The 26039-nt window shown below is 70.0% G+C and carries 27 protein-coding genes and 1 pseudogene; 19 read left to right on the top strand and 9 right to left on the bottom strand.

The features are described 5' to 3' along the window. Positions 1-38: 38 nt before the first annotated feature. The gene (locus VHAB30_RS19080) at positions 39-1751 is read left to right on the top strand and encodes a hydrogenase maturation protein (RefSeq protein WP_159278149.1); all 1713 of its coding nucleotides are present in this window, start codon (positions 39-41) and stop codon (positions 1749-1751) included. Positions 1752-1758: 7 nt separating this feature from the next. On the opposite strand, the gene VHAB30_RS19075 is transcribed toward VHAB30_RS19080, so the two are convergent. From VHAB30_RS19075 to VHAB30_RS19060, 4 genes are read right to left on the bottom strand one after another with little or no spacing between them, the layout of a single operon-like run. Next, the gene (locus VHAB30_RS19075) at positions 1759-1983 is read right to left on the bottom strand and encodes a hypothetical protein (protein ID WP_095743945.1); all 225 of its coding nucleotides are present in this window, start codon (positions 1981-1983) and stop codon (positions 1759-1761) included. Then, the gene (locus tag VHAB30_RS19070) at positions 1970-3169 is read right to left on the bottom strand and encodes a CaiB/BaiF CoA transferase family protein (RefSeq protein WP_159278148.1); all 1200 of its coding nucleotides are present in this window, start codon (positions 3167-3169) and stop codon (positions 1970-1972) included. Before VHAB30_RS19070 ends, VHAB30_RS19075 begins: the two co-directional genes overlap by 14 nt. Further along, the gene (locus VHAB30_RS19065) at positions 3166-4140 is read right to left on the bottom strand and encodes a Bug family tripartite tricarboxylate transporter substrate binding protein (protein WP_159278147.1); all 975 of its coding nucleotides are present in this window, start codon (positions 4138-4140) and stop codon (positions 3166-3168) included. The genes VHAB30_RS19070 and VHAB30_RS19065 overlap by 4 nt, the downstream gene beginning before the upstream one ends. A gap of 42 nt (positions 4141-4182) precedes the next feature. Next, entirely contained in the window at positions 4183-4938 is a 756-nt protein-coding gene (locus tag VHAB30_RS19060; RefSeq protein ID WP_159278146.1) for an enoyl-CoA hydratase/isomerase family protein, read from the bottom strand. Between the two features lie 58 nt (positions 4939-4996). Here VHAB30_RS19060 and VHAB30_RS19055 point away from each other — a divergent pair, with 58 nt between their 5' ends. Next, positions 4997-5668 (top strand): GntR family transcriptional regulator, encoded by a 672-nt coding sequence (locus tag VHAB30_RS19055; protein ID WP_062478945.1) that lies wholly within the window; start codon positions 4997-4999, stop codon positions 5666-5668. Between the two features lie 20 nt (positions 5669-5688). On the opposite strand, the gene metG is transcribed toward VHAB30_RS19055, so the two are convergent. After that, a complete protein-coding gene (gene metG, locus VHAB30_RS19050; protein WP_159278145.1) occupies positions 5689-7785 on the bottom strand; it encodes a methionine--tRNA ligase in 2097 nt (698 codons plus the stop codon). A 226-nt stretch (positions 7786-8011) separates the two neighbouring features. On the opposite strand from metG, the gene VHAB30_RS19045 reads away from it, so the two are divergent. The 5 genes from VHAB30_RS19045 (at position 8012) to VHAB30_RS19025 (ending at position 11485) form a co-directional block, all read left to right on the top strand. After that, the gene (locus tag VHAB30_RS19045) at positions 8012-9043 is read left to right on the top strand and encodes an isocitrate/isopropylmalate dehydrogenase family protein (RefSeq protein WP_062478955.1); all 1032 of its coding nucleotides are present in this window, start codon (positions 8012-8014) and stop codon (positions 9041-9043) included. A 23-nt stretch (positions 9044-9066) separates the two neighbouring features. Further along, positions 9067-9792, top strand: a complete 726-nt coding sequence (locus tag VHAB30_RS19040; protein ID WP_159278144.1) for a phosphodiester glycosidase family protein — start codon at positions 9067-9069, stop codon at positions 9790-9792. 43 nt (positions 9793-9835) lie between these two features. Then, the gene (locus tag VHAB30_RS19035) at positions 9836-10540 is read left to right on the top strand and encodes a YceH family protein (RefSeq protein WP_159278143.1); all 705 of its coding nucleotides are present in this window, start codon (positions 9836-9838) and stop codon (positions 10538-10540) included. An 85-nt stretch (positions 10541-10625) separates the two neighbouring features. Then, positions 10626-11081, top strand: a complete 456-nt coding sequence (locus tag VHAB30_RS19030) for a hypothetical protein (RefSeq protein ID WP_159278142.1) — start codon at positions 10626-10628, stop codon at positions 11079-11081. 44 nt (positions 11082-11125) lie between these two features. Continuing rightward, the gene (locus VHAB30_RS19025) at positions 11126-11485 is read left to right on the top strand and encodes a hypothetical protein (RefSeq protein ID WP_159278141.1); all 360 of its coding nucleotides are present in this window, start codon (positions 11126-11128) and stop codon (positions 11483-11485) included. 7 nt (positions 11486-11492) lie between these two features. Here VHAB30_RS19025 and VHAB30_RS19020 read toward each other — a convergent pair whose 3' ends face one another. Then, positions 11493-11966: an Lrp/AsnC family transcriptional regulator gene (locus VHAB30_RS19020; protein ID WP_062478970.1), complete on the bottom strand. Its 474-nt coding sequence runs from the start codon at positions 11964-11966 to the stop codon at positions 11493-11495. 87 nt (positions 11967-12053) lie between these two features. Between VHAB30_RS19020 and VHAB30_RS19015 the strand changes: the two genes are divergently transcribed. The 3 genes and pseudogenes from VHAB30_RS19015 to VHAB30_RS31175 all read left to right on the top strand — a co-directional run bounded on the left by VHAB30_RS19015 (position 12054) and on the right by VHAB30_RS31175 (position 15708). Then, positions 12054-13235 (top strand): M20 aminoacylase family protein, encoded by a 1182-nt coding sequence (locus VHAB30_RS19015; protein ID WP_159278140.1) that lies wholly within the window; start codon positions 12054-12056, stop codon positions 13233-13235. 28 nt (positions 13236-13263) lie between these two features. After that, positions 13264-14433 (top strand): annotated as a pseudogene (locus VHAB30_RS31180) (diaminopropionate ammonia-lyase); the annotation flags it as partial. 69 nt (positions 14434-14502) lie between these two features. Continuing rightward, a complete protein-coding gene (locus VHAB30_RS31175) occupies positions 14503-15708 on the top strand; it encodes a M20 family metallo-hydrolase (RefSeq protein WP_235926863.1) in 1206 nt (401 codons plus the stop codon). 31 nt (positions 15709-15739) lie between these two features. On the opposite strand, the gene VHAB30_RS19005 is transcribed toward VHAB30_RS31175, so the two are convergent. Beyond that, positions 15740-16945: a patatin-like phospholipase family protein gene (locus tag VHAB30_RS19005; protein ID WP_159278138.1), complete on the bottom strand. Its 1206-nt coding sequence runs from the start codon at positions 16943-16945 to the stop codon at positions 15740-15742. A gap of 107 nt (positions 16946-17052) precedes the next feature. Here VHAB30_RS19005 and apbC point away from each other — a divergent pair, with 107 nt between their 5' ends. The 4 genes from apbC (at position 17053) to tsaA (ending at position 20065) form a co-directional block, all read left to right on the top strand. After that, positions 17053-18144 (top strand): iron-sulfur cluster carrier protein ApbC, encoded by a 1092-nt coding sequence (apbC, locus tag VHAB30_RS19000; protein WP_062478984.1) that lies wholly within the window; start codon positions 17053-17055, stop codon positions 18142-18144. 76 nt (positions 18145-18220) lie between these two features. Further along, positions 18221-19171, top strand: coding sequence for a LysR substrate-binding domain-containing protein (locus tag VHAB30_RS18995; RefSeq protein ID WP_159278137.1), 951 nt, complete (start codon positions 18221-18223; stop codon positions 19169-19171). A gap of 52 nt (positions 19172-19223) precedes the next feature. Next, positions 19224-19571: a winged helix-turn-helix domain-containing protein gene (locus VHAB30_RS18990; protein ID WP_062478989.1), complete on the top strand. Its 348-nt coding sequence runs from the start codon at positions 19224-19226 to the stop codon at positions 19569-19571. After that, entirely contained in the window at positions 19568-20065 is a 498-nt protein-coding gene (gene tsaA, locus VHAB30_RS18985; RefSeq protein ID WP_159278136.1) for a tRNA (N6-threonylcarbamoyladenosine(37)-N6)-methyltransferase TrmO, read from the top strand. The genes VHAB30_RS18990 and tsaA overlap by 4 nt, the downstream gene beginning before the upstream one ends. Here tsaA and VHAB30_RS18980 read toward each other — a convergent pair. After that, positions 20026-20706 carry a nitroreductase family protein gene (locus VHAB30_RS18980; RefSeq protein WP_235926771.1) on the bottom strand — a complete coding sequence of 227 codons (681 nt, stop codon included), beginning with the start codon at positions 20704-20706 and terminating at the stop codon, positions 20026-20028. The genes tsaA and VHAB30_RS18980 overlap by 40 nt on opposite strands. Further along, the gene (locus VHAB30_RS31170) at positions 20703-20942 is read right to left on the bottom strand and encodes a hypothetical protein (RefSeq protein WP_235926764.1); all 240 of its coding nucleotides are present in this window, start codon (positions 20940-20942) and stop codon (positions 20703-20705) included. The genes VHAB30_RS18980 and VHAB30_RS31170 overlap by 4 nt, the downstream gene beginning before the upstream one ends. 115 nt (positions 20943-21057) lie before the next feature. On the opposite strand from VHAB30_RS31170, the gene modB reads away from it, so the two are divergent. From modB to VHAB30_RS18955, 5 genes are all read left to right on the top strand, one after another. Further along, positions 21058-21747: a molybdate ABC transporter permease subunit gene (gene modB, locus VHAB30_RS18975; protein ID WP_070061481.1), complete on the top strand. Its 690-nt coding sequence runs from the start codon at positions 21058-21060 to the stop codon at positions 21745-21747. A 28-nt stretch (positions 21748-21775) separates the two neighbouring features. Then, positions 21776-22525, top strand: coding sequence for a molybdate ABC transporter substrate-binding protein (gene modA / locus VHAB30_RS18970; protein ID WP_159278134.1), 750 nt, complete (start codon positions 21776-21778; stop codon positions 22523-22525). After that, entirely contained in the window at positions 22522-23313 is a 792-nt protein-coding gene (locus tag VHAB30_RS18965) for an ABC transporter ATP-binding protein (protein WP_095949325.1), read from the top strand. Before modA ends, VHAB30_RS18965 begins: the two co-directional genes overlap by 4 nt. Positions 23314-23405: 92 nt before the next feature. Further along, entirely contained in the window at positions 23406-25748 is a 2343-nt protein-coding gene (locus VHAB30_RS18960; protein WP_159278133.1) for an FdhF/YdeP family oxidoreductase, read from the top strand. Continuing rightward, positions 25745-26035, top strand: coding sequence for a hypothetical protein (locus VHAB30_RS18955; protein ID WP_139700239.1), 291 nt, complete (start codon positions 25745-25747; stop codon positions 26033-26035). The genes VHAB30_RS18960 and VHAB30_RS18955 overlap by 4 nt, the downstream gene beginning before the upstream one ends. Positions 26036-26039 lie beyond the last annotated feature (4 nt).

Below are 26039 nucleotides of genomic sequence, written 5' to 3'. Positions count from 1 at the left end.
ATTTTTGACGTTTTGAAACAAACGTCAATGAGGTCGCCATGCACATCCTGCTCGTCGCGAGCGCGTTCAACAGCCTCACGCAGCGCGTGCTGGCCGAGCTCCAGGACCGGGGCCACACCGCGGGCATCGTGCTGGCGCTCGGCGACGACGAGGCCTTGCGCGAGGCGGTGCGCCAGCACGCGCCCGCGCTCGTCATCGCGCCGATGCTGACCACGGCGATTCCCGAGGACGTCTGGCGCGCCCACACCTGCCTCATCGTGCATCCGGGCCCGCCCGGCGACCGCGGCCCGTCCTCGCTCGACCGGACGTTGCAGGGCGGCGTCGACAGCTGGGGCGTCACCGTGCTCGAGGCCGTGGCCGAGATGGACGCGGGCGATGTCTGGGCCTGGTCGCCGCTGAAGGTGCCGCCGCAGGCCGGCAAGAGCGACCTGTACCGCGGCGAGGTGGCCGATGCCGCCGTCGACGCCGTGCTGCTGGCCGTCGAGCGTTTCGCCTCGGGCACCTACAAGCCGAAGCGGCAGAAGGCGGCCGACCTCGCCGCCGGCTGGCGGCCGTTCATGAAGCAGGCAGAGCGCCGCATCGACTGGGCCACGCAGACCACCGAATCGGTGCTGCGGCAGCTGCGCGCAGCCGATTCGCAGCCCGGCGTGCTTGACGAGCTGCTGGGCGCATCGTGGTACCTGCACGGCGGCCATGCCGAGGACGAACTGCGCGGCACGCCCGGCGAACTGATCGCCACCCGCGCCGGCGCCGTCTGCCGCGCCACCGTCGACGGCGCGGTCTGGCTCACCCAGCTGCGGCCCTGGCGCGAGCCGGGCTCCGGCCTGCCGAGCTACAAGCTGCCGGCTGTCGAGGCGCTGGGCGCGCGGCTGCCCGCCGGCCTGCCCGAGGTGCCCGCGCCGCTCGAGCTGCCGGCCGGCCGTCGCACGTGGACCGACATCCGCTACCGCGAGCACGGGCCGGTCGGCGTGCTGAACTTCTCGTTCGCGGGCGGGGCCATGAGCACCGCGCAATGCCGGCGTCTGCTGTCGGCCTACCGCTTCGCCTGCACCCGGCCGACCTCGGTGCTGGTGCTCGGCGGGCTGCGCGACTTCTTCTCCAACGGCATCCATCTGAACGTGATCGAGGCGGCGGCCGATCCGGCCGAAGAGTCGTGGGCCAACATTCACGCCATGAACGACCTGGTCGAGGCCGTGCTCACGACCACCGACCGCCTCACGGTGGCCGCGCTGGGCGGCAATGCCGCGGCCGGCGGCGTGATGCTCGCGCTCGCGGCCGACGAGGTGTGGTGCCGCGACGGCGTGGTGCTCAACCCGCACTACAAGCTCATGGGCCTGCACGGCTCCGAGTACTGGACCTACAGCCTGCCGCGTCGCGTGGGCGCCGACGAGGCCGCGCGGCTCACGCAGTCGGCGCTGCCCGTGAGCGCCAAGCGCGCGGTGGCGCTGGGCCTGGCGCAGCGCGTGCTGCAGGCCGCGCCGGAAGAGCTGGGTGACGAGGTCGGCCGGCTGGCCGCGCAACTGGCGGCATCGCCGGACCTGGCTGCGCGCCTGGCGGACAAGCAGGCAGCGCGTGCGCGTGACGAGGCGATCAAGCCGCTGCAGGCCTACCGCGACGAGGAACTGGCGCACATGCGGCGCAATTTCTTCGATCCCGCCGAGCCGCACGCGGTGTTGCGCTCGGCCTTCGTGCGCAAGGAAAAGGCACAGCACACGCCCGCGCACCTCGCGGCGCTGGGTCTGCCGCGCTGAACGGCCGTCAGTCCTTGCTGTCGGGAATCACCGCGTCGGCGGCCGCGCCCACGGCCTTGCCGGTGATGCGCGCGGTGCCGATGGCGGCATCGGCTGCGAGGCCGACCGCGCCGGCGCCCACGCTCACGGCGGTGCTCGCGACGCTGACCACCGCGCAGCCGCTCAGCAGCAGCGCACCCGCGAGGCCGAGCGCGGAAAGGACGAGGGGGCGGAGGCGGTCACTGCGTTGCATGGGCGGATTCTGCACCCGCAGCGCTGGATCGGGCGAGCGACGCCAGGATCGCCTCGCGGTCCTGGTCCAGCCGTGGCGGTTGCCGCCGCACCTGCGTGCGCAGCCCGCCGACGTGCACCGGGTTGCCCGCCACCGTGAGCGGCTGGCCGCCCTGCGTGCGCACCTGCACCAGCATCTCGCGCGCCTGCACCTGCGGGTCGTTCACCACCGCCGCCACGTCGTTGTAGTCGCCGGTGGGAATGTTGTGCTGCATCAGCAGCGCCTGCCAGTGCGCGCAGGGCGCAGTCGACAGGCGCGCTTCGAGCAGCTGCTTGAGCGCCTCGTGGTGCTGGCAGCGCGCCGGGTTGGTGGCAAAGCGCGCGTCCCCGGCGAGCGCGGGCAGCTCGAGCGCAGTGCACAGGCGCTGGAACAGCGCGTCGTTGCCCGCCGCGATCACGAACCAGCCGTCGGCCGCGCGGAACACGTCGAAGGGCGTGATCGACGGATGCCGCGAGCCGATCGGCCCCGGCGCGCGGCCCTCGGCCTCCATGCGGGAGATCGCGTTCTCGAGCAGCGCGACCTGGCAGTCGAGCATGGCCACGTCGACCCGGTCGCCCAGGCCCGTGCGCCCGCGCTGCAGCAGTGCGGCCTGCGTGCCGACGGCCGCGTACAGCCCTGCGCCCAGGTCGCCGATCGACACGCCCACGCGCGTCGGCGGCGCGCCCGGGTGGCCGGTGAGGCTCATGATGCCGCCCATCGCCTGCACCACCATGTCGTAGGCGGGGCGCCTGCTGTAAGGCCCGGTCTGGCCGAAGCCGGAGACCGAGGTGAACACGAGTTTCGGAAAGCGCGCATGCAGCGTCGGCCAGTCGTAGCCCAGCTTTTCCATCGTGCCGGGCCGGAAGTTCTCGACCAGCACGTCGGCCGTGGCCAGCAGCTGCTCGAAGACCGCGCGGTCGGTCGGCGCCTTCAGGTCGAGCGCGATCGACTCCTTGTTGCGGTTGACCGACATGAAGTAGGCCGAGTCGCCTTCGACGAAGGGGCCGATCTGCCGCGCGTCGTCGCCCAGGCCGGGTTGTTCCACCTTGATGACGCGCGCGCCCAGGTCGGCGAGCAGCAGCGTGCAGTACGGGCCCGCGAGCACGCGCGTGAGGTCGATGACGGTGAAGCCCTGCAGCGGGCCTGCCTTGGGTGCGTGCGAGCTCATTCGACGCTCGCGCCCGAGCGCTCGGTGAGTTCCTTCGACTTCGCGCCTTCGGCCAGGGCCCAGGCGCGGAATTCGGCCAGCGACTTCGAGGGCGCCGACTCGTTGCCCGACTTCTCCATCCGGGCCTTGACCTCGGGGTCGTTCAGCGCCGCCACGCTGGCGTCGAACAGCTTCTGCGCCACCTCCGGCGGCAGGCCGGCCGGGCCGAAGAGGCCGAACCAGAAGGTGTAGTCGTAGCCCTTCACGCCGGCCTCGGCCACGCTGGGCACGTCGGGAAAGAGCGGCGAGCGCTGGCCCGAAGTGACGGCCAGCACGCGCAGCTTCTGGCCCTGCGCCATCGGCAGCACCGACGGCGGCGTGCCGAAGGTGAGCTGCACGTCGCCCGCGGCCACCGCCTGGATCGACGGGGCGCCGCCCTTGTACGGCACATGCAGCATCTGCACGCCGGCCGCCTTCTCGAACGACAGGCCGGCCAGGTGCGTGACCACGCCCGCGCCCGACGACGAGTACGCCAGCTTGCCGGGGTTCTGCCGTGCCTCGGCGATCAGCGCCTGCACGGTCTTTGCGCTCACGTCCTTGTTGACGGCCAGCAGCATCGGCGCGGAACTCCAGCGCGAGATCGGCACGAAGCTCTTGGCGCCGTCGTACTTCACGCTCTTGTAGAGCAGCTTGTCGCTGCCGTAGAGGTTGGCGCTGCCCAGCAGCAGCGTGTAGCCGTCGGGCGCGGCGCGCGCGACCTGGTCCGATGCGATGGTGGTGCCGGCGCCCGGCTTGTTGTCGATGACGATGGGCTGGCCGAGCAGCTTGGCCATCTTGTCGCTCACGATGCGCGCCACGGTGTCGGCGCCGCCGCCGGCGGGGAAGCCCACCACCAGCGTGATCGGCCGCGCGGGGTAGGTGTCGGCCAGCGCGCCGGCCGAGGCCAGCAGCGCGGCGGCCGCGAACGAGAGGGCTCGCAGTTCTTGCTTCATGGGTTTGTCTCCTGAGTCTTGTGGGGGGAAGGGCGGGCGCGCTCAGCGGCCCTGGAACACCGGTGTGCGCTTCTCGCGCCAGGCCCGGCCGCCCTCGGCGAGGTCTTCGGACGCGACGGTGCGCTGCACCTCGTGCGAGATCGCGGCCGCGTCGGCGGTGCCGCGCGCGATCTGGTTCAGGTGCTTCTTCATGCCCAGCAGCGCCAGCGGCGCCATGCCGGCGAGCACGGTGCGCAGGCGCTGCACCTCGGTGTCGAGCGTGGCGGTGTCGTCGACCAGCTGCGTGAGAAAGCCGCAGTCGCGCATGGCGGCGCCGTCGAGCTTCTCGGCGGTGAGAAAGAGGCGCTTGGCCGTGTCCAGCCCCAGCCGCGACACGTAGCGCTCCATGCCGCTCTGGTAGTAGTGCAGGCCGAGCCGGGCGGCCGGCATGAACATCTCGGCGCTGCGGGCGCCTACGCGGAAGTCGCAGGCCAGCACGAGGTCGGTCGCGCCGCCGTAGACGCCGCCGTGTACCGCCGCGATGGTGACGGCGCGGCAGTTTTCAAACACATCGACCATCTCGCCGAAGCTGCGGCCCTCGGTCTGGCTCTGGGCGGCCACCTCTGATATATCAAACCCGCTGCAGAAGTACTTGCCCTCGGCGCGCAAGACCAGCACCAGCACCTCGGGCGTGCGGTTCACTGTGTCCACATGCTGGATCAGCACGGGAAGATCGTCCGGCGTGAGCTTGTTGGCGGCCTGGGGACGGTGTAGCGTCAGGTAGGCCACGTGGCCGTCGATCGCGAGGGTGGGAGACATTGATGTACCAAACAGATGAATTGATATATCTGTAAGGTTAGCTAATATCCAGATCGCCATGCAACCCGCGAAAACCCTCGACACCCACAGCCTGCAGGACCGCATCCGCGCCCGGCTCGAACAAGACATCCTGGGCGGCGTGCTGTCGCCCGGCATGGCCATCGACGAAAAGGCCCTGGCCCTGAGCTTCAACACCTCGCGCACGCCAGTGCGCGAGGCGCTGCTGCTGCTCAGTGCGCGCGGGCTGGTCGACATCGTTCCGCGCACCGGCATCTACGTGCGCCAGCTGCGGGCGAACGAACTGGTGGCGATGATGGAAGCGCTCGGCGAGCTCGAAGGCGTGCTGGCGCGGCTGGCCGCGCTGCGCATCGGCCCGGCGCTGCGCGAGGAACTGCTGCGCGCCCTGGCCGGCACCGCCGCGCAGGCGCAGGCGGACGACGCCGAGGCCTACCAGCAGGCCAACGCCGCGCTGCACGACGTGATCTACCGCGCCAGCGGCAACCCCTTCATCGTGGAGCAGGCGCAGACCGTGCGGCTGCGCATCTCGGCCTACCGTGGGCGGATGTTCGAGAAGCCCGGCCGGCTCGCCGCTTCACAGCGGGAGCACGAACGGGTGGTCGAGTGGATTCTGAAAGGCCACGCGGACAACGCCGCGGAGGCGATGCGCGACCACATCTCGGTGGGCGGCAAGGTGTTTGCCGACCTCGTGTTGAACAACAAGTTCGGCTAGTTCTTCTTTGCGTCTTCGGGTCAGCGCACGCGCATGCCCGGCGTCGCGCCCGCCCAGGGCTCGAGCACGTGGATGCCCGGGTGGGCCTTTTCGTCGCCGTGGCTCGCGGCCAGCACCATGCCTTCGCTGACGCCGAACTTCATCTTGCGCGGCGCGAGGTTGGCGACCAGCACCGTGAGCTTGCCCACGAGCTGCTCCGGCTGGTAGGCCGAGGCGATGCCGCTGAACACGTTGCGTGTCTTGCCTTCGCCCGCATCGAGCGTTAGGCGCAGCAGCTTGGTCGAGCCCTCGACCTTCTCGCAGGCCACGATCTTCGCGATGCGCAGGTCGATCTTCGCGAAGTCGTCGATGGTGATGGTCGGCGCGATGGCTTCGCCGCCGGGCAGCTCCTGCGCTTCCGCGGCGACAGGCGCAGCGGCGGCGGCTTCGGGCACGTCGAACAGCTTGTCGACCTGCTTGGGGTCGGCGCGCTGCATCAGGTGCTTGTAGTCGCCGATGGCGTGGCCGGCCGGCAGCGCCTGCGCGGCGTCGGCCCAGACCAGCGGGGCGATCTTCAGGAAGGCCTCGACGTTCACGGCCAGCGCCGGCAGCACCGGCTTCAGGTACAGCGTGAGCAGGCGGAAGGCCTCGATGCACACCGTGCACACGTCGTGCAGGCGCGCCTCGGCGCCTTCCTTCTTGGCCAGTTCCCAGGGCTTGTTCTGGTCGACGTACTCGTTCACCTTGTCGGCCAGCGCCATCACCTCGCGCAGTGCGCGGGCGTAGTCGCGGCCGTCGTACAGCGACTGCACCTGCGTGGCGGCGGCGCGCAGCGTGGACAGCAGCGTTTCGCCGTCGGCCGACACCGCACCCAGCTGGCCGCCGAAGCGCTTGCCGATGAAGCCGGCCGCGCGGCTGGCGATGTTGATGTACTTGCCCACGAGGTCGCTGTTCACGCGCGCCACGAAGTCGTCGGGGTTGAAGTCGATGTCCTCGTTGCGGCCGTTGAGCTTGGCGGCGATGTAGTAGCGCAGCCACTCGGGGTCGAGCCCGATCGACAGGTACTTGAGCGGGTCGATGCCGGTGCCGCGGCTCTTGCTCATCTTCTCGCCGCTCACCGTCAGGTGGCCGTGCACATACACGGCGTTGGGCGCCTTGCGGCCGCTGAAATGCAGCATCGCGGGCCAGAACAGCGTGTGGAAGGTGATGATGTCCTTGCCGATGAAGTGCACCTGCTCCAGCTCGGGGTCGGCCATGTACTCGGTGTACGAGATGCCGTCGCCGCCCAGTTCGATGCAGCGCTTGTCCAGCAGGTTCTTCAGCGAGGCCAGGTAGCCCACGGGCGCGTCGAGCCACACGTAGAAGTACTTGCCCGGCGCATCGGGGATCTCGATGCCGAAGTAGGGCGCGTCGCGGCTGATGTCCCAGTCACCCAGGCCACCCTTGCCTTCGTCGTCCTTGTAGAGCCACTCGCGGATCTTGTTCTGCACCTCGGGCTGCACGTGGCCGGGGGCGGCGGTCCATTCCTTCAGGTAGGCCTCGCAGCGCGGGTCCGATAGCTTGAAGAAGAAGTGCTCCGAGCTGCGCAGCTCGGGCTTGGCACCCGACAGTGCCGAATAGGGGTTGATCAGCTCGGTGGGCGCGTACACCGCGCCGCACACCTCGCAGTTGTCGCCGTACTGGTCCTTCGAATGGCAGTTGGGGCACTCGCCCTTGATGAAGCGGTCGGCCAGGAACATGCCCTTGGCCGGGTCGTAGAACTGCTCGACGCTCTTGGTCTCGATGAGGCCGTTGGCGCGCAGGTCGCGGTAGATGTCCTGCGCCAGCTGGTGATTTTCGGGCGCGTCGGTCGAGTGCCAGTTGTCGAAGGCGATGTGGTAGCCATCGAGGTAGGGCTTGCGGCCCGCGGCGATCTCGGCCACGAAGGCCTGCGGCGTCACGCCGGCCTTGTCGGCCGCGATGGTGATGGCCGCGCCGTGCGCGTCGTCGGCGCACACGAAGTTGACGTCGGCGCCATTCATTCGCTGGTTCCGCACCCAGATGTCGGCCTGGATGTATTCCATCATGTGGCCGATGTGGAACTTGCCGTTGGCATACGGCAGGGCGGTGGTGACGAAGAGCTTGCGCGGGGCGGACATCGGGGAGGGCGCTTTCGGGAGTGACGAACGGAAGGGGCGCGGGGCCCGTGGAGGCGGCCAGGGGCCGCGTCCGGGAACCGGGCATTTTAGGCGGCCCGTCCCGCAGCCGCCGCCATGGGGCTGCTCACCCCGCCGGCGGGGTACCCGGAGTGACCCCGAAGGCCGCGGGGGTGTCGCCCGTGCGACGTATGCTCGCAGCCTCTTTACTGAAAGTGAGCCGCCGCCGATGACCACCTCGATCCCCGCAACCCTCATTCCCGGCGACGGCATCGGCCCCGAGATCGTCGATGCGACCCTGGCGGCGCTCGACGCGCTGAAGGCGCCTTTCGTGTGGGATACCCAGATCGCCGGCCTGGGCGGCGTCAAGGCCTCGGGCGACCCGCTGCCCAAGGCCACGCTGGACAGCATCCGCAGCACCCGCCTGGCGCTCAAGGGCCCGCTCGAAACCCCCTCGGGCGGCGGCTACCGCTCGTCGAACGTGCGCCTGCGCGAGGAGTTCCAGCTGTACGCCAACCTGCGCCCCGCGCGCACCATCATCCCGGGCGGTCGCTACGACAACATCGACCTGACCGTGGTGCGCGAGAACCTCGAGGGCCTGTACATCGGCCACGAGCACTACGTGCCCATCGACGGCGACCCGCACGCCGTGGCCATGGCCACCGGCGTCAACACCCGCAAGGGCAGCCGCCGCATCCTCGAATACGCGTTCGACACCGCCGTGGCCACCGGCCGCAAGAAGGTCACGCTGGTGCACAAGGCCAACATCATGAAGGCGCTCACCGGCATCTTCCTGGAGACCGGCCTGGACCTGTACGAAGAGAAGTACAAGGGCCAGTTCGAGCTCGACACCGTGATCATCGACGCCTGCGCGATGAAGCTGGTGCTCAACCCCTGGCAGTTCGACATGCTGGTGACCACCAACCTGTTCGGCGACATCCTCTCGGACCTCGTGGCCGGCCTGGTCGGCGGCCTGGGCATGGCGCCCGGCGCCAACATCGGCACCAACGCCGCGATCTTCGAGGCCGTGCACGGCTCGGCGCCCGACATCGCCGGCAAGGGCATCGCCAACCCGACCGCGCTGCTGCTGGCGGCTGCGCTCATGCTCGACCACGTCAAGCGGCCCGAGCTGGCCACGCGCCTGCGCACCGCCATCGACCAGACGCTCAACCTGGACAACGTGCGCACCGGCGACCTCGGCGGCAGCGCCGGCACGGCGGCCTTCACGAAGGCGCTGGTCGCGCGCATCAACGGCGGTTGAGAAGAGCAGACAGTGCAGGTCGCATGAAAAAACTGCTGCTGCCTGCGCTGGTCTTCCTGCTCGCCGGCCTGGCGTGGTCCGCCGCCGGCGCGGTGGACGCGCCGCCGCGCTACACCGTCGTCAAGGTCGACCTGCGCACCGAAAAACTCGCGCTGTTCCTGAACGACGACACCGGCGCCGCCTTCAAGCGCTTCGACCGGCTCGAGGCCTGGCTGAAGGCGCGCCACAAGCAATTGCTGTTCGCGGTGAACGCCGGCATGTACCACGCCGACTTCGCACCCGTCGGCCTGCTGGTGCGCGAAGGCCGTGAAGAAGCACCTTTGAATCTGGCCGACGGCGTCGGCAATTTCTTTCGCAAGCCCAACGGCGTGTTCCTGGTGACGGCCCAGGGGCCGCGCATCGTCGAGGCGTCGGAATACCCGGCGATTGCCGCGAAGGGCGGCGTGCAGCTGGCAACGCAGTCGGGCCCGCTGCTGCTGCGCCACGGCGCAGTGCACCCGGCGCTCATCCCGAATTCGGATTCGCGCAAGACCCGCAACGGCGTGTGCGTGTCGGGCACCACCGCGATCTTCGTCCTTGCCGAGACGCCGGTGAACTTTTACGACTTCGCGCTGTACTTGCGCGATGTGTTGCATTGCCGCGATGCGCTGTACCTCGACGGCACCGTGTCGGCGATCTATTCGAAGACACTGCAGCGCAACGACTTCGTGCGCGACCTCGGGCCGATGCTGGCCGTGGTGGCGCCCTGAGGCGCGTGCCCTTTTCACTTCTGTCGCCCCTTCTTCCCGAGCCATGTCCACCACACCGCTGCCCGTCCTGTCCCTCCTCGAAACCCGCGTCCTCGGCGTGCTGGCCGAAAAGCAGCGCACCGTGCCCGACAGCTACCCGCTCACGCTCAACTCGCTGGTGTCGGGCTGCAACCAGAAGACCAGCCGCAACCCGGTGCTCGAACTCAGCGAGTCGCAGGTGCAGGCCGCCATCGACAGCCTGAAGGGCTACAGCCTCGTGGCCGAGACCAGCGGCGGGCGCGCCTTCCGCTACGAGCACAACATCGACCGCGTGCTGCGCATTCCGTCGCAGTCGGTGATCCTGCTCACCGTGCTGATGCTGCGCGGCCCGCAAACAGCAGGCGAGCTGCGCATCGCCTGCGACCGCATGCACAACTTCGCCGACATCTCGTCGGTCGAGGGCTTCCTCAACGAACTCGCCGAACGGCCAGCCGGTGCGCTGGTGGTGAAGCTGGCGCGCCTGCCGGGCGCGCGCGAAAGCCGCTGGGCGCACCTGCTGAGCGGGCCGCCCGCGGAAGAGGTGGCGGGGCCGGGCGCCTCGGGCGACGGCGCCTTCGTCACGCACGGCGATTCGCTCGGCGAAGTCGCGGCGCTCAAGGCCAACGTGGCGCGGCTGGAGACCGAGGTGGCATCGCTGAAGGCGCTGCTGGGGCGCGTGTGCTCGGAGCTGGGCATTTCTCCTGACGCGCCGGACGTACCCGAGGCCTGATCCCCCCGCTTCACAAAGGCTTCATCCAGCCCGCACATTCGCCGCCTACCGTCGGACCCATTGCGAACCCAATGGAGCTCCGAGCATGGACCACGGACAAACGGCCACCTGGCGCGACCCCGCGCCCTTCGACGACATCACCCGCCGCCTGCTGGGCGGGCTGGCGGCCCTGGCCGGCGTGGCCAGCCTCTACGCCTTCTTCTGGTGGGCCGCCTCGGCCACCGGCTTCCTGCTGTTCGACGGCTGGTGGCACACCTGGCGCGGCCTGGGCACCGCGCTCGCGTTCCGCGACGCGGACTCGGCGTTCTACCTGCTGAGCTGGACGCTGTCGGTCCTCGGCGGCGCGATCGGCTGGGTCGCGCTGGTCGCGCTCGCCGTGACTCATGGGCGCGGCTGGAGCGCGGTGCCGATGTGGATCAAGGTTGGCTGCTTCATCGGCGCCGTCGCAGGGTTGGCCTTCGAACCCGGCCGGCTGCTGGCGCTGGCGCCGATCGTCGGCGCGGTGCTGCTGATGCTGCGGTCGATGCTGTCGGCGCGCTGAGCCCATCGGCTATCGTCGGCTTCCACGTCGTTCGCGGGAGCCGCATGACCTACGCCTGTCCCCATTGCCGTCAGCCGGGCATCGCCGCCATGGCCAAGCGCCTTTCGAGCCGCGGCTCGCCGGCGGCGTGCGGGCGCTGCGGCACGCTCTCGCATGTGCTGGCCAGCACGTCGAACGGCATCTGGACGGCGGGCCTGCTGATCATCGTGCTGTCGGGCATCGGCGCTGCCGCGTGGAACATGCCGCCGCTGCTGCTGGTCGGCGTGGGCCTGGCGGTGGCCAACAACTTCCGGGCTTGGCGCCGGGCCAAGCTGTGGCCCATCTCGAAGGAAAGTGCCGACGCCGCCAAGAAGGCTGGCTGGCTCGTCGCAGGCCTGCTGGCGCTGTTCGGCCTGGGCTCGTGACGCGCGCTCAGACCCCCGCCGACACCGGCACGTCCAGGCTCACCTTCACCGGGTCCATCGTCACCAGCGTGCGAAAGCGCTTGACGTTGTTGCTCTGGAAAAACAGCTGGCGGGTGAGCGCGGTGTACTGCGCCATGTCGCGCACCACGCACACGAGGATGAAGTCCCACTCGCCCGTCACGTAGTAGCACTGCTGCACCTGCGGGCAGTCGCGAAAGCTTTGCTTCATGGCGTCGAGCCGTTCGATCTGCTCGCTCTCGGCCTCGACCTCGACCACGATGGTGAGCGGGTGCCCGAGCGCGGCGGGCGACAGCACGGCGCCGTGGCGCTGGATCACGCCCTCGTCGCGCAGGCGCTTGAGCCGGCGGTTCACCGCCGCCGTCGACAGGTGGATGCGCTCGCCCAGTTCTCCCTGCGAGAGGCGGCTGTCGGCCTGGATCAGTTCGAGCAGGTGCAGGTCGAGGGCGTCGAGGGGTGTCATGAAAAGAAAAGGCTTCACGCAAAAACGTTGCGTGGCAGCGGCTCATTTTGCGCACCTGTCCCGCTGCGTTGTCAATAGCATCTCGCCATGAAGTTTCCAGACGAACCCCTGCGCGACCAGCTGGCCGGCTGGCGGCACCAGCTGCACGCGATGCCCGAAACCGGCTTCGAGGAGGCAAAAACCTCGGCCTTCATTGCCAGCGCGCTGCGGGCGCTGGGCCTCGAGGTCCACACCGGCATCGGCGGCACCGGCCTGGTCGCCAGCCTCACGGTCGGCAGCGGCACCGGCGTGATCGGCCTGCGCGCCGAGATGGACGCGCTGGCCATCACCGAGCTGGCGACCGAGCGGCCCTACGCCTCCGGCACGCCCGGGCGCATGCACGCCTGCGGCCACGACGGCCACATGGCGATGGTGCTCGGCGCCGCGCAGTTGCTGCGCGAGCGGCGCGATTTCGACGGCACCGTGCGCTTCATCTTCCAGCCCGCCGAAGAGCACGGCCGTGGCGCCCGCGCCATGATGGACGACGGCCTGTTCGAGCGCTTCCCGGTCGACGAGATCTACGGCCTGCACAACATGCCCGGCCTGCCCGCCGGCACCTTCGCCACGCGCGTGGGCGGCCTGATGGCGAGCGAGGACAACTTCGTCATCCACATCCACGGCCGGGGCACGCATGCCGCGCGGCCGCACATGGGCATCGACCCGATCGTGATCGGCGCGCAGATCGTGCTGGCGCTGCAGACCATCGTCTCGCGCACGCTCGACCCCGGCGCGCAGGCCGTGGTGTCGTGCACCGAGTTCATCACCGACGGCATCCGCAACGCGATTCCGTCGAACGTGGTCATCAAGGGCGACACGCGCAGCTACGACCCGGCCGTGCAGCGCATGCTCGAGACGCGCATGCGCGAGATCAGCGAAGGCATCTGCCGCCTGCACGGCGCGGAGTGCACGTTCAGCTACACGCACGAGTTCGCGCCCACCGTGAACTGGGCCGAGTGCGTGCCGACCGCGGTGGCCGCCGCCACGGCCGTGGTGGGCGCCGGGAAGGTCGACGCGAATGTCGCGCCGATGATGATCTCGGAAGACTTCGGCGCCTTCCTGCGCGCCGTGCCGGGCGCCTTCGTCTTCCTGGGCAACGGCGCCGAGGGCGAGCCCGGCGGCACGCCGCTGCACAACGGCCGCTACGACTTCAACGACGCGGTGCTGACCACGGGCGCGCGCTACTTCGCGCAGATCGTGCGCCAGCGGCTTCCCGTGCGCACCGCGGCCTGATCCATTCTTCTTTTCCGGTTTTCTTCCCATGCTCTTCGCCAACCCTCACGCGCAACGGCGCGGCTACGACGCGGCCCTGCAGGCCGTCATGAACATCGCACGCGGCCGCGAGAGCCGCCAGTGGCTGTCCACCTGGGACCGGCTCTCGCCGCAGCCGACGCCGGCGTGGCCGCTGCCCCGGCTCGCCGCGCAGCTGAGCGTCGCGCAGGTGGTCGTGAAGGACGAATCGCGCCGCTCCGCGCTCGGCAGCTTCAAGGTGCTGGGCGCTCCCGTGGCCTTGCTGCGCTTGGTGCTGCGCCGCTGGCCCGAGCGGGGCTGGACACCGGCCGACCTGTTCGCGGGCCGACACGCCGAGGCGCTGCGCGACTTCGTCGTCATCAGCGCGACCGACGGCAACCATGGACGCGCACTGGCCGCGGCTGCGCAGAGCATGGGCTGCCGCTGCGTGATCGTGTTGCACGCGCAGGTCAGCGAGGAGCGCGAGGCGCCCATCGCCGCGCTCGGCGCCGAGATCGTTCGCATCGCCGGCAACTACGACGCCTCGGTCGAAGAGGCCGCGCGCCTGGCCCGGGTGAACGGCTGGGAGGTCGTCTCCGACACCTCCTACGAAGGCTACGAAGAGATTCCGCGCGACGTGATGCAGGGCTACGGCATCCTCGTCGACGAGCTGCTCGAGAACACCGCGCCCGGCGCGCCGTGCCCCTTCACCCACGTCATCGTGCAGGGCGGCGTTGGCGGGCTCGCGGCCGGCGTGGCGAGCCATTTCTGGGAGCGCTACGGCGCCGCGCGGCCGACGCTGATCGTCGTCGAGCCCGAGCAGGCCGACTGCCTGCTGCAGAGCGCGCGCAGCGGCCGGCCTGACCGCGCCACCGGCAGCGTCGATTCGGTGATGGCGGGGCTGGCCTGCGGCGAGACCTCGCCGCTCGCGTGGCGCTTCCTGCAACCCTCGGTCGACCTCTTCATGACCGTCACCGATGCCGACGCCGAGCACGCGATGCGCACCTTCGCCGCCGGCGAGGCGGGCGACCTGCCGGTGCTGGTCGGCGAATCCGGCGCGGCCGGCCTCGCCGCGCTGCAGGTGCTCGCGGCCGACCCCGAACTGGCGCGCGCCGCCGGCCTCGACGCCACCTCGCGCGTGCTGCTGTTCAGCACCGAAGGCGCGACCGCGCCCGGCGTGTACCGCGCGCTCACCGGCCGCTCGGGCGAAGAAGTCGTGGCGGCGCAGGCGCAATGGCTGCAGCGCGAAGGCATCGCCGAAGCCGCGTTGATGGCGCGCATCGACGCGCACGCCACCATCGGCGCGACCGCACAAGGCGGCGTCTGCCGCATCGCACTCACCGACGCCGACCGCGCGGGCCGCGACCGGCTCGCGCAGTGGATGCGCGACCTGGGCCTCACCGTGCGCATCGACCGCATCGGCAACATCTTCGGCATCCGCCCCGGCCAGTTGCCCGATGCGAAGCCCGTGATGACCGGCTCCCACATCGACACCGTCGCCACGGGCGGGCGCTACGACGGCAACTACGGCGTGCTGGCGGGCCTGGAGGTGGTGCGCTGGCTCAACGAACGCCAGCGCCAGACGCTGCGCCCCTTCGTGGTCGCCGCGTTCACCAACGAGGAGGGCGTGCGCTTCATGCCCGACATGATGGGCTCGCTGGTGCATGCGGGCGGGCTGGCGCTCGAGGCGGCGCTCGACACCGTCGCCACCGACGGCGCACGGCTGGGCGACGAACTCGCGCGCATCGGCTACGCGGGCGACATGGCCTGCGGCGCGCTGGTGCCGCACGCGTTCGTCGAACTGCACATCGAGCAGGGCCCGGTGCTGGAGGCCGAAGGCGTCACCATCGGCGCGGTGGCCGACCTGCAGGGCATCTCGTGGCAGGAGATCGTCGTCACCGGCCAGTCGAACCACGCGGGCACGACGCCCATGCGCCTGCGCCACGACGCCGGCTACTGCGCTGCCGCCATCGCGGTGTTCGTGCGCGAGCTGGCACGCCGCTACGGCGGCAGCCAGGTCGCGACAGTGGGCGCGATCGGCCTGCACCCCAACCTCATCAACGTGATCGCGGCGCGCGCCACGCTCACGGTCGACCTGCGCCACACCGACGAGGCGACGCTGAAGGACGCTGAAGGCGAGTTGGCGGACTATCTGCGGCAGCTCGAGACCACTGAAGGCGTGACCATCGAAGCCCGCACGCTGGCGCGCTTCGAGCCGGTGCAGTTCGATGAACGGCTGGTGCGCCTCGTCGAGGCCAGCGCGCACGCCCGCGGCCTGAGCCACCGCCGCATGACCTCGGGCGCGGGCCACGACGCGCAAATGATGGCGCGGATCGCGCCCGCCGCCATGGTCTTCGTGCCGAGCGTGCGCGGCATCAGCCACAACCCGAAGGAGCACACGGCGAGCGCCGACCTGGCGCAGGGCGCGAACGTGCTGCTGGACGTGGTGCTGGGGCTGGTGGACGAGGCGGGCTGAGCGGCGCGAACTCAGCCGGCCGCGTGCGCCTTTATTTCGGCACCCACCCGAAGAACCGCAGCACCTCGTCTCGCTGGCGCATCGCGTCCGCGCGCCCCAGCGCCATGAGTTCGCGCGTGTAGGCCGACTCGAACAGCAGGTAGCTGGCGAGCGCGCCGCCCTTCACGTCGGCCGCGACCTTCGAGCCGCCCAGCAGGTGCCGCACGGCGCCCGGCAGCGCGTCGACGTGGCGCGCCGCGATCATGTCGATGCGCTCCGACGGCGAGATCACCAGCAGGTCGAGCGGGCGCAGCGTGCTCGCGGCGCGCGCCTCCTCGGGAATGAGGCCCAGCGTGTGGTTGATGCGGCGCAGGCGTTCGATGTCGACCGCCAGCGCATCCAGAAAGATGCTCGACAGCGCATGGCCGGCGATCTGCGCCATGGTCGGGTAGCCGCTGTGGGTGTTGGGCGCAGCCTCGTCGCGCAGCTCGTGCATGCGGCCCGCGCCGATCACCACGATGCGCCGCGCCCCCAGGTGGATCGCCGCCGCGATGGGGGCCGACTGGCGCATCGAGCCGTCGCCGAAGTACTCGGTGTGGCCCGGCGGCATCGGCAGCGCCGTGGCCGGGAACACGAAGGGAATGGCCGACGAGGCCATCAGGTGCGCATGCGTGATGCGGTCGCGCACCGACAGGCGCTGCGAGCGCACCCAGGGCTCCATCGGCACGGCCGCCTCGAAGAAGGTCACGTGCTCGCCCGAGCTGTAGCTCGAGGCCGTGACCGCCAGCGCCTGCACATGGCCCTGCTGCATGAGCTGTGGCAGGCGGTCCAGCGGCACCAGGCGTTGCAGCAGGCCGGCCAGCGGCGTGTTGTCCAGCAGCGACTTCGGCTTGATGCGCATCCAGTTGGCGGCAAAGCGCCCCAGGCCGAGCAGCATGCGCCAGCGCGCGCCGCTGCCGAGCACCGAGAGCGAGTCGGCGCGGTAGATCTGCTCGGCGCGGAACTCGCCCCACACCTGCGCGATGTGCGCGACCACGCGGTCGAAGTCGTCGGCGCCGCAGGCCAGCGCCGCGGCGTTGATGGCGCCGGCCGAGGTGCCGGTGATGATCTGGAACGGGTTGCCGCCGCCGGTGGCCGCACCCGCCGCCACGGCGTCGCGCCGGATCTCGGCGATGGCTTCGAGCACGCCGACCTGGTAGGCGGCGCGGGCGCCGCCGCCTGTCAGCAGCAGGCCGGTGGCGGGGCTTGTCTCGGGCATTGCGTCGGTGTCTTTTCTTCTTCGGCGTTTTTCGGACGGGAAATGAGCGCGTCCCGGTACGGGCTTGGCGGGCGGAATAGACTACCCGCCATTCAGGAGTTTGATCAATGGCACTCACCCCCGACGGGCTCATGGACGCACTCAAGAGCGTCACGGACCCTAACACCGGCAAAGAATTCGCAGCGACCCGCTCGCTCAAAAACCTGCAGATCGCCGAGGGCGATGTCTCGTTCGACCTCGAACTCGGCTACCCCGCCAAGAGCCAGCACGCGGCCATCCGCAAGTCGCTCGTGGCCGCGGCCAAGGCCGTGCCGGGCGTGGAGAACGTGTCGGTCAACATCGTCACCAAGGTCATCAGCCATGCGGTGCAGCGCGGCGTGCAGCTGATGCCCAACGTGCGCAACATCGTGGCCGTGGCCTCGGGCAAGGGCGGCGTGGGCAAGAGCACCACGGCCGCCAACCTGGCGCTGGCGCTGGCCGCCGAGGGCGCCAGCGTGGGCCTGCTCGACGCCGACATCTACGGCCCGAGCCAGCCCATGATGATGGGCCTGGACGGGCGCCCCGAGAGCATCGACGGCAAGAACATGGAGCCCAAGGAGCGCCACGGCGTGCAGGTGATGTCGATCGGCTTCCTGGTCGACGCCGACCAGGCCATGATCTGGCGCGGCCCCATGGCCACGCAGGCGCTCGAGCAGCTGCTGCGCCAGACCAACTGGAAAGACCTCGACTACCTGATCGTCGACATGCCGCCGGGCACCGGCGACATCCAGCTCACGCTGAGCCAGCGCGTGCCGATGACGGGCGCGGTGATCGTCACCACGCCGCAAGATATCGCGCTGCTCGACGCGCGCAAGGGCATCCAGATGTTCGAGAAGGTCGGCGTGCCGATCCTGGGCATCGTGGAGAACATGGCGGTGCACATCTGCTCGAACTGCGGCCATGCCGAGCACATCTTCGGCGCCGACGGCGGCAAGAAGATGGCGGCCGAGTACCAGATGGCCTACCTGGGCGCGCTGCCGCTGGACATCAACATCCGGCTGCAGGCGGACAGCGGGGCGCCCACGGTGGTGTCCGACCCCGACGGCGAGGTGGCCGGGCTCTACAAGGCCGTGGCGCGCAGCGTGGCGGTGGGGATCGCAGAGAAGGCGAAGGACTTTTCCGCGAAGTTCCCGACGATCTCGATCAGCAAGAACACCTGAGGCCGAGGCGGGGCAGGGCGAGGGCCTGCGCAGGCGCCCCGGACGCGAGCCCGCAAGAAGAAAAAGGACGCACGCAATGAACCTGCTCGCCTCGATGCGCTACCTCGTCGCACTCAGCGAGCACAAGCATTTCGGCCGCGCCGCGCAGGCCTGCCACATCACGCAGCCGGCCCTTTCCAATGCGCTGCGCGCGCTGGAAGGCGAGTTCGGCGTCGTCATCGTCAAGCGCTCCCGCGTGTACGTGGGCCTCACGCACGAAGGCGAGCGCGTGCTGGCCACGGCGCAGCGCATGCTGCGCGACAACGAGGTGCTGCTGCAGGAATTGCGCAGCGAGGCCGGCGACCCGCGCGGGCGGCTGCGCATGGCCGCCGTGCCCACCGCGATCCCGATGCTGTCGCGCTTTGCCGCGATGCTGCAGCAGCGCCATCCGGGCATCGTGCCGGCCGTGCTTTCCATGAGCTCGCAGGAGCTGGAAACGGGCCTGGAAAACCTCTCGGTCGACCTCGCGCTGGGCTACACCGAGCGCATGCACCTGCCGGGCGTCAAGCTCAAGGCCTGGCCGCAGAGCATCGAACATTACTTCCTGCTGCGGCGCGCGAAGAAACCCTCGGCCGACCGGCTGCGCATCGGCCGCCCCATCGCCTGGGCCGAGGCCGGCAAGCTGCCGCTGTGCCTGCTCACGCCCGACATGCACAACCGCGCCATCATCGACCAGGCCCTGCGCGAGGCCGGCGTGGCCGCGGTGGCACCGGCCATCGAAACCAACTCGGTGCTCACGCTCGCGCTGGCCGTGAGCGTGGGCACCGTCAGCAGCGTGCTGCCCGGCGCCATGGTGGCGGCCGTGCGCAGCCACCGCGAACTGGAGGCGCTGCCGCTGGTGGCGCCCGAGGTGCGCACGCCCATCGGCTTCATGACGCAGGAGGGCGTGCGGTCCGCGCGCGCGCTCGATGCGGCACTGGCCTTCCTGCAAACGCCCGAATGGCAGGCGCAGGCGCGCCAGCACAGCGGCGCGCTCGACGCCGCGTAGCCCCGGCCCACGGGTGCCGACGGCACCTGGATGGTTTACCCTTCGCGCCATCATGAAATCCAAAGCCCAGTTCCGCCTGCGCATCTACCGGGACGACACCATCGCCATCGGCCCCGGCAAGATCGCCGTGCTCGAAGCCGTGGCCGAGACCGGTTCGATCTCGGCGGCGGCCCGCCTGCTCGGCATGTCGTACCGCCGCGCGTGGATGCTGATCGACGAGATGAACCAGACGCTGGCCTCGCCGGCCGTGAACACCGCCGCCGGCGGCTCGCGCGGCGGCGGCACGGCGCTCACGCCCGTGGGCGAGGACATCGTGAAGCGCTACCGCGCCATCGAGAACGCTGCGCGCCTCGCGACGGCTGCCGACGTTCGCGCGCTCACGCGCCTGCTGGCCCCATGAACGCCGCCGACATCGACCCCGTCGTCTGCCGCCCGGTCGGCGTCGTGCGCAGCCGCTTCACCGAAACCTCGGGCATGCCCATCCAGACGGCCGGTGCGCCCGACGAAGTGGGGCGCCTGGAGGTGTTCGCCGAATTCGCGCCGGGGCTGCGCGACATCGAAGGCTTCGACTACCTGATCCTCGTGACGCACCTGCACCGCTGCGCGCACGAACGGCTCGAGGTGGTGCCCTTTCTCGACGACGCCACGCATGGCGTGTTCGCCACGCGCGCGCCCGCGCGGCCCAACCGGCTGGGCCTGTCGATCGTGCGGCTCACGGCGGTGGAGGGCACGACGCTGCATTTCAGCGGCAACGACATGATCGACGGCACGCCCGTGCTCGACATCAAGCCCTACGTGCCGCGCTTCGATGTGCGCGAGACCGAGCGCGTGGGCTGGTTCGGCGCGCGGCTCGATCAGCTGCCGCGCACGCGCTCCGACGGCCGGATGGACTGATCGCCGTCGCCTGACGCCTCGCCGGCCGCGCCCGGCAGCAGGTCGCCCTGCCAGCACGACCACACGTCCTGCGACAGCGTCTCGCGCGCTTGCGGCGGCGCCTCGCGGATCGTGCCCATGCTGATGAACCCCGCCAGGTACTCGCCCGGCTGCACGCCGACCTGGCGCACCAGCGTCTCGTCGAAGCAGCGCTCGCCGCTCAGCACGATGGCGCCGTAGCCCAGCTGGTGCGCGGCGGCCAGCAGGTTGCCCAGCGCCGCGCCGGCGCCCAGCCACTGTTCGCGCGCGGGAATCATGCTGCGCTCGCGCGGCGACACCACGAAGCCCAGCAGCAGCGGCGGGCGTGTGGCGTGCTCGCGGGCGCGCCGCAGGTCGGTCGGGCTGGCGAGCGGATCGCGGCGCAGCTTTTCCTGTTCGAAGCACCAGGCCAGCGCCTCGCGGTTCTGCGGGCGGAACTCGATCACGCGCCACGGATGCAGCCCGCCGTGGTCGGGCGCGCGCAGGCCGGCCTGAATGATGGCGTCGAGTTCGTCGGGGTTCGGGCCGGGCGATTGCAGCCGCCGCGGCGACACCGAGCGCCGCGTCAGCAGGACTTCGAGGATGCGTTCCGCACCCGTCATGTGGCGCCACATCGTTGTCATTGCCCGCGCCGGTCGGTCCATGCGGCGCTGCGGCGCAGCACCTCGCCGATGTCCTGCGCGTCGCCCGGCGCCACCAGGAACGACTGGCTCTCGCCGCCCGGCGCGATGATCGACAGCACGAAGCCGCCAGCGTCCAGCGTGCGCTCGATGCGCCATTCGTGCACCTGCGTCACATGGCGAAGCTCGGGCCTGCCGGAGGTCGAGCGGACAACGGTGTCATGAGGGGAAAGGCGCATGGGGCGGATGGACAAAGTCTCCAACGCTGTATTCGCCAGTATATGAAGACCGGCGCATCCGTGCATCCCCGTGGGAACCAGAAGGCCGCTCATGTAACAATTACGCCGTATCTCAATGAACACGACGACCACCTCTTCGCTCATCGCCACCACCGACTGGTCGCCGCTGGTCCTGTCGCTGCAGGTCGCGGCGGTCGCGACCTTGCTGGCGCTGGTCGCGGGCGTGGCGCTGGGCTGGGTGTTCGCGCGCAAGCAGTTCACCGGCTCGGGCGTGCTCGAGGCCGTGTTCATGCTGCCGCTGGTGCTGCCGCCCACGGTGATCGGCTACGCCATCCTGGTGGCGGCGGGGCGCCGCAGCCCGCTCGGCGCCTGGCTGCGCGAGCACTTCGACTACACCATCATCTTCAGCTGGCACGGCGCCGTGGTGGCGTCGGCCGTGGTCGCGTTGCCGCTGGTGCTCAAGTCGGCCAGCGCGGCGTTCTCGAACGTCGACCGCTCGCTCGAGGCCGCCGCGAGCACCTTGCGCCAGTCGCCGTTCTCGGTGTTCTTGCGCGTCACGCTGCCGCTGGCCTGGCCCGGCATCCTGGCCGGCACGCTGCTCGCGTTCGCGCGCGCCATGGGCGAGTTCGGCGCTTCGCTGATGGTGGCCGGCTCCATTCCCAAGCAGACCCAGACCCTGTCGATGGCCATCTACGACGCCGTGCAGGCCGGCCACGACGACCTGGCGCTGCTGCTGGTGGTCGTCACGTCGGTGCTGTCGATCGCCGTGCTGGTGGTGTCGAACCGCTTCTTTTCGCTTCGTTGATTCCCCCTTTTTCCAGGAGACTGTGCCCATGCGTCCGTTGCGTCTTTTGTCCGTCGTGCTTGCCCTGGCCCTGCCGCTTGCGGCCGTCGCGCAGCAGATCACCGTGTCCGCCGCCGCGAGCCTGACCGATGCGTTCAAGGAAATCGGTCCCAAGTTCGAAGCCGCCAAGGCCGGCAGCACCGTGCGCTTCAACTTCGCCGCCTCGGGCGTGCTGCTGCAGCAGATCGGGCAGGGCGCGCCGGTCGACGTGTTCGCCAGCGCCGACCAGGAGACGATGAACCGCGGCAACGACCAGAAGCTCATCGACACCGCCACCCGCAAGGACTTCGTCACCAACAGCCTCGTGCTGGTGGAGCCTGCGCAGGGCGCCGTCGGCCTGAAGTCGCTGCAGGACCTGAGCGCCGCCAGCGTGAAGAAGATCGCCGTCGGCAAGACCGCCACCGTGCCGGTCGGCCGCTACACCAAGCAGGTGCTGGACAACGCCAAGCTCTGGACCGTGCTCGAACCCAAGTTCGTGCAGGCCGACAGCGTGCGCCAGGTGCTCGACTACGTGAGCCGTGGCGAGGTCGAGGCCGGTTTCGTCTACCGCACCGACGCGGCCGTGGCTGGCGACAAGGTCAAGGTCGCCTTCACGCCCACCGGCCACACGCCCGTGACCTACCCGATCGCCGTGGTGGCCGAGAGCAAGCAGAAAGCGCTGGCGGGCGACTTCATCGCCTTCCTGTCGACGCCTGCGGCCCAGGAAGTGCTCACGCGCTACGGTTTCGGCAAGCCATGATCGATGTCGATCTGCAGCTCACGGTGAAGGACGGGGCCCGGCGCTTCGACCTCGCCGTGCGCTTCCAGACCGACGTTCCCTTCGCTGCGCTTTACGGCCCCTCGGGGGCCGGCAAGTCGCTGACCCTGCAGGCCATCGCCGGCCTGCTGCATCCGTCGGCGGGCCATGTGCGGCTCGATGGCCGCACGCTGTACGACGCCGCGCAGCGCATCGACGTGCCCGCGCCGGCGCGCCGCATCGGCTACCTGTTCCAGAACTACGCGCTGTTCCCGCACCTCACGGTGCGCGAGAACGTGGCGTTCGGGCTCACCGCATGGCACCGCCGCACGCTGCCGGCGCGCGACGCCGAGCGCGTGCAGGCGCTGCTGGCCAGCTTCGGCCTCGCCGCGCTGGCCGACAGCCGGCCGCAGAAACTCTCGGGCGGCCAGCAGCAGCGCGTGGCCCTGGCGCGCGCGCTGGCCTGCGAGCCGCAGGTGCTGCTGCTCGACGAACCCTTTGCCGCGCTCAACCCCATGCTGCGCGCCGAGCTGCGCAACGAGCTCGCGCAGGTGCGCAAGCAATGGGGCATTCCGGTGCTGATGATCACGCACGACATCGAGGACGTGCTCGCCCTGGCCGACGTGGCCTTTGTCTACAAGGACGGGCAGGTGGTGCGGGAGATCGACCTGCACAACGCCGACAGCCGCGACTTTGCGCTGCGCGAGATTGCCGGGGTGCAGGAGGTCGAGGAGACTCCGCTGCGCAGCAAGCTGCGGGGTTTGCTGATGGGTGGCGCGCGCGAGGCCTGATCGCCGTTTTCTCCCTTCGTCATTTCCATTTTGAATCGCCGCATGTCGCGATTCAATTTGACGCCACGCCCCCGCAGGCCAACACTGCCGCCATGAGCGAGCAGAAGATCGAGTTTTACAAGGGCCCCGCCGGTGGCTGGGGCGCGTTGCGCAGCGTGACCAATGCGCTGCTGCGGCAGGACATTCCAGTCAAGGGTGCGAAGACGCTGCTCTCGGCCAACCAGCCCGACGGTTTCGACTGCCCCGGCTGCGCCTGGCCCGACCGCAACCATGCCTCGACCTTCGAGTTCTGCGAGAACGGCGTGAAGGCCGTGGCCGCCGAGGCCACCGCGCGCCGCGCCGGCCCGGAGCTGTTCGCGAAGCACACCGTGGCCGAGCTGGCGCAGCAGAGCGATTTCTGGCTCGAAGACCAGGGCCGCCTCACGCACCCCATGGCCTACGACGCGGCCAGCGACAGGTACGTGCCCATCGACTGGGACGACGCCTTCGCGCGCATTGCGCAGCACCTGAACGCGCTGCCCGACCCGAACCAGGCCATCTTCTACACCTCGGGCCGCGCGAGCAACGAAGCGGCCTTCCTGTACCAGCTGTTCGTGCGCGAGTACGGCACCAACAATTTTCCCGACTGCTCGAACATGTGTCACGAACCCAGCGGCAGCGGCATGCGCCCGCAGCTGGGCGTGGGCAAGGGCACGGTCACGCTGGAAGACTTCGAGAAGGCCGACGCGATCTTCATCTTCGGCCAGAACCCGGGCACCAACCACCCGCGCATGCTCGGCGAACTGCGCGCGGCGTCCAAGCGCGGCGCGCGCATCGTGAGCTTCAACCCGCTGCGCGAGCGCGGGCTGGAGCGCTTTGCCGATCCGCAGGACAAGCTGGAGATGGCCACGCTGGGCTCCACGCCGATCAGCACGCATTACTTCCAGCTGCGCGTGGGCGGCGACTTCGCGGCGGTGAAGGGGATGATGAAGCACGTCATCGAACGCGAAGACGCGGCGGTGGCGCGCGGCGAGCCCTCGGTGCTCGACCACGCATTCATCGCCGAGCACACCCTCGGTTTCGAGGCGCTGGCCGACGACCTGCGCGCCGAATCGTGGCCGCTGCTGGTGCAGGAGTCGGGCCTGAGCGAAGCGCAGATCCGCGCGGCGGCCGATGTGTACCTGGGCGCCAAGCGGGTCATCGCCTGCTGGGGCATGGGCATCACGCAGCACCAGCATTCGGTGGCCACGATCCAGATGATCGGCAACTGGCTCATGCTGTGCGGCCACATGGGCCGCGAAGGCGCGGGCGCCTGCCCGGTGCGCGGCCACAGCAACGTGCAGGGCGACCGCACCATGGGCATCTGGGAAAAGCCGCCGGCCGCGCTGCTCGATCGGCTGCAGCAGGTGTTCGGCTTCGAGCCACCACGCCAGAACGGCGTGGACACGGTCGAAGCGATCCAGCTCATGCTCGACGGCAAGGGCAAGGTGTTCTTCGCGCTGGGCGGCAACTTCGCTGCGGCCACGCCCGACACCTACCAGACCTGGAAGGCGCTGCAGCAGTGCGACCTCACGGTGCACGTGACCACCAAGCTCAACCGCAGTCACATCATCCACGGACGCGAGGCGCTCATCCTGCCGTGCCTGGGCCGCACCGAGATCGACATGCAGGCGAACGGCCCGCAGGGCGTGACGGTCGAGGACTCGATGAGCATGGTCCACATCTCGATGGGCATCAACCCGCCCGCGTCGGAGCATCTGCTGTCCGAGCCGGCCATCGTCGCGCGCCTGGCCGCGGCCACCATCGGCGCGCGCAGCAAGACACCGTGGCTCTGGCTCGTCGAAGACTACGCCCGCATCCGCGACAAGATCGAAGCCGTGTTCGACGACTTCAAGGACTTCAACGCGCGCGTGGCGCACCCCGGCGGCTTCCGCCTGCGCAACACGGCGAGCGAGCGCGTGTGGGCCACCGCGTCGAAGAAGGCCGTGTTCTTCACGCACGCCGTGCCGCTGGACACGCACGCCCACCGGGCCCGCGCGCGCTTCGCGTCGCAGCGCGACACGCTGGTGTTCACGCTGCTCACCACGCGCTCGCACGACCAGTACAACACCACCATCTACGGCATGGACGACCGCTACCGCGGTGTGTTCGGCCAGCGCCGCGTGGTGTTCATCCACAAAGACGACATCCGCCAGCTCGGCATGAAGGACGGCGATTGGGTCGACATCCAGACCGTGTGGAGCGATGGGCAGGAGCGTCGCGCCGACCGTTTCAAGCTGGTGGCCTACGACATCCCGCGCGGCAACCTCGCGGCCTACTACCCCGAGACGAACCCGCTGGTGCCGCTGTCGTCGGTGGCCGAGAACGCGGGCACGCCGACCTCCAAGTCGATTCCCGTGGTGCTGTCGCTGCATGTGGCGCCGGTCGCGGCGGAGGCCGACGCCGTGGCGGCATGAGCGATTCAGGGTTCGACGCCGACGCCTTTTCCATCGCGATCCTGCGCGCGCTCGCCGAAGCGCCCGGCGAGGGCGGCATGTCGCTGCCGCGCCTGGGCAAGCGGCTGGGGCAGGGCGCGAGCGTGGTCATGCGCCAGCTCACGCTGATGGGCGATGCCGCATTGGGCGGCGTGCGCGGACCGGGCTGGGTGCGCGTGGTGCAGCTGGACGATCGCTGGGTCGCGCACCTCACCGACGCCGGACGTGCGGTGGTCGACAGCCTGCCGGCTGACGAAAACCGCGGCTGAGCGG

Origin of the sequence: Variovorax boronicumulans (assembly GCF_009811375.1) — a bacterium.
In the GTDB taxonomy this organism is placed as follows: domain Bacteria; phylum Pseudomonadota; class Gammaproteobacteria; order Burkholderiales; family Burkholderiaceae_C; genus Variovorax; species Variovorax boronicumulans.
Note: the sequence above shows the minus strand (reverse complement) of the source record. Positions and strands in the feature narration are given on the sequence as shown.